Consider the following 3,041-nt stretch of genomic DNA (forward strand, 5'->3'; position numbering starts at 1 on the left):
GCCGACGGCGGTGCAAACCTTCAGCACCACGACGCCCGCCCCGTTCTTGCCGGCCTCGATGTCGACCGCGCGCAAGGTCATCAGAGCCGCGGATTCGGCCGAGCGAATGCGGCCCGTGCCTTGGCAGTGCGGGCAGGCTTCGGTCGCACCCTCGATCACGCCCAGACGACGACGCTGGCGGCTGATCTCCATCAGGCCGAAGGGCGAGATGCGGCCCATCTGGATGCGGGCGCGGTCGGAGGACAGGGCCTCCTTCAGCACGCGCTCGACGGCGCGGTTGTTCTTGCCCTCATCCATGTCGATGAAGTCAATGACGACCAGGCCGGCGAGGTCGCGCAGGCGCAGCTGGNNGTGATGCACAGCCCAACCAGGGTGGCGGCGGTGGTTGTGGCGGCCACCCGCGCGGCCGGCGCAAGCAGGGCGGTGAGGACCGGCAAGGCAGCGCCCACGGTGAATGCGCTGGCCGAGGCCAATGCGGCCTGCAGTGGCCGCGCGCGCAGTTCCTCGGTGATGCCCAGCTCGTCGCGGGCATGGGCGGCCAGCGCATCATGGGCAGTGAGCTGTTCGGCCACCTGTTGGGCAAGTTCGGGGCTGAGCCCGCGCCGCCGGTAGATGCCGGCCAGTTCCTGCAGCTCGCTGTGCGGGTCTTCGTGCAGTTCGCGCTGCTCCAGCGCGAGGTCGGCGTGTTCGGCATCGGCCTGTGACATCACCGAGACATATTCGCCGGCGGCCATCGACATGGCACCGGCCACGGTGCCGGCCACGCCGGTGGCCAGGATGGCCGACGGGCTGGCACCGCTGGCGGCCACGCCAACCACCAGCCCGGCGACCGAGACGATGCCGTCATTGGCCCCCAGTACGGCAGCGCGCAGCCAGCCGACGCGCTCGGAGCGATGGGTTTCAGTGTGGTGGGAACGGCTCATGCCGACAGTGTAGGCGGTGTGCCCGATCTGCCGCGGAATGACTCGCAGGCGCAGCTGGCGGGCGGCTTCCTCGGCCGCTTCCATATTGGTCTTGAACGCCGTCTGCTCGACGTTGCGTTCCTTGGTGGCGCGGCCCGAGTTGACGTCGATGGCCACCAGGGCCTCGGTCTGGTTGATCACCAGATAGCCGCCGGACTTCAGCGGCACGACCGGCTGATGGATCTGCGTCAGCAGTTCCTCGATGCCGTTGGCCGCGAACAAGGGTCGCGAGCCGCGATACAGGTGAACCTTCTTGGCCTGGGCCGGCATCAGCACGCGCATGAAGTCGCGCGCTTCCTTGAAGCCCTCGACGCCCTCGACCTGGATGCCGTCGAAGTCCTTGTCGAACATGTCGCGCACGGCGCGGCGGACCAGGTTCTCTTCCTCGTAGATCACCGAGGGGGCGTGAGAGGCGAGGGTGGTTTCGCGGATCGTCTCCCACAGGCGCAGCAGATATTGATAGTCGCGCTTGATCTCGGCCTTGGTGCGCTTGGCGCCCGCCGTGCGGATGATCAGGCCCATGCCCTTGGGCACTTCCAGGGCCGAGACGGCGCTCTTCAGGCGGCGACGGTCCGAGGTGTTGGTGATCTTGCGGCTGATGCCGCCGCCCTTGCCTGTGTTGGGCATCAGGACGCAGTAGCGGCCGGCCAGCGACAGCCAGGTGGTCAGGGCCGCGCCCTTGGCGCCGCGTTCGTCCTTGACGACCTGGACCAGGAGGATCTGGCGGCGCTTGATGACGTCCTGGATCTTGTAGCGACGCATCAGGCGTCGCTTCAGCCGCTCTTCATCGGCCAAGGCCGATTCGGGATCGACGTCGTCGCCGGTCGATTCGCGGTCGAGATCGTCCTCGTCCTCATCGTCATGCGCCTCGGCCATGATGGCTTCGCGGTCGGCGACGGGAATCTGGTAGTAGTCGGGGTGGATTTCGTTGAAGGCGAGGAAGCCGTGGCGATTGCCGCCGTATTCAATGAAGGCGGCCTGCAGGCTGGGCTCTACGCGGGTGACCTTGGCGAGGTAGATGTTGCCGCGAAGCTGGCGCTTCGCACGGGATTCGAAATCGAATTCCTCAATCTTGCGCCCGTCCACGATGGCGACCCGGGTCTCCTCGGGATGCGCCGCATCGATCAGCATTGTCTTTGACATGGAAAGTCTCTCTCTGGCGCGCGCAGGCCGACCGTCCCGGATCTCCGGACAGGGTCATGGCGGCTCGCCGAATGAAGGTGAGGGCCGGCGCGCGCGACATCCCCTCGCCGAGAACGGCGAAGAAGGCTTGATCAAGCCGTTGGGGAACGCAGGCGGAAAGGCCCATTAAGTCGTCGGTCCTGAACCGGGCGCGCCAATCCCTTGGGAAGGCCGCGTCCCTGGTCCGCTCTTCGAACCATCGGCCAGGCCGGGGTGGTTCTAGGATTGGTGAAAGTCAACGCCGCGAGGAGGGCGCGCCAAGATTCGCAGAGGCGAAATCGGCGCGATCGGTTCGCGAGCGGTCACAGCATAGTCATGCAACGGGAGAATTAAAAGGCGCTCGCCTTAACCCCCTGAATACGAGCCTCTGTCATGATGAGGTTCAAGTAGGCTTAAACCGGGTTCGCCGACGCAGATGAGCGGTCGCGTTTTGACAGGTCTGATGCGCTGGGGCGCGAAGGAGTGGGCGATGACCGCCCTGGCCTTCGTGGTCATCTGCATGGTCGGTCTGTCCGCAACGCGCGGTTTCGCCTGGGGCGCGCAGGGCGATGTGCTGGCGGTGCGCTTCGGCGCCGATGGCGATCGGACCCGCGTCGTCATCGATCTGGACAAGACGGCGCAAGGACGCGTCATCGACGCGGGCGGCGAAGGCCGGGTGGTGCTGGCCCTCAGCGGTGTTGCGCCAGGGCGTGGTCTGAACGGTGGCGGTTCCGGTCTGGTGCGCTCCTATGAGGTCACTTCGTCTGGCGGTTCGTCACGTGTTCAGCTGGAACTGGCGCGCGGCAGCGAGATCGAACGGCGCTTCCTGCTGCCGCCCGGCGACGGCGTCAGCCATTATCGTTATGTCGTGGACCTGAAGGCGACGGGAGCCGCCGCGCGCGCCTCGACCACGCCGGC

At 66.7% G+C, this 3,041-nt stretch carries 2 protein-coding genes and 2 pseudogenes; 1 reads left to right on the forward strand and 3 read right to left on the reverse strand.

Annotation, left to right across the window (positions count from 1 at the left end; translation table 11 throughout):
• From B3T77_RS03170 to B3T77_RS03180, 3 genes and pseudogenes are all read right to left on the reverse strand, one after another.
• Positions 1–348, reverse strand: a pseudogene (locus B3T77_RS03170) (ribonuclease E/G); the annotation flags it as partial.
• Positions 255–923 (reverse strand): VIT1/CCC1 transporter family protein, encoded by a 669-nt coding sequence (locus B3T77_RS03175; RefSeq protein WP_414633145.1) that lies wholly within the window; start codon positions 921–923, stop codon positions 255–257. The gene B3T77_RS03175 and the pseudogene B3T77_RS03170, both read right to left, overlap by 94 nt.
• 42 nt (positions 924–965) lie before the next feature.
• Positions 966–2,105, reverse strand: a pseudogene (locus B3T77_RS03180) (Rne/Rng family ribonuclease); the annotation flags it as partial.
• A 508-nt stretch (positions 2,106–2,613) separates the two neighbouring features.
• On the opposite strand from B3T77_RS03180, the gene B3T77_RS03185 reads away from it, so the two are divergent.
• Positions 2,614–3,041: AMIN domain-containing protein (locus tag B3T77_RS03185; RefSeq protein WP_349681206.1), on the forward strand; the 428-nt coding region annotated here is incomplete at its 3' end.

The sequence above is a fragment of the Brevundimonas sp. UBA7838 genome, from assembly GCF_002500885.1.
In the GTDB taxonomy this organism is placed as follows: Bacteria; Pseudomonadota; Alphaproteobacteria; order Caulobacterales; family Caulobacteraceae; genus Brevundimonas; species Brevundimonas vesicularis_C.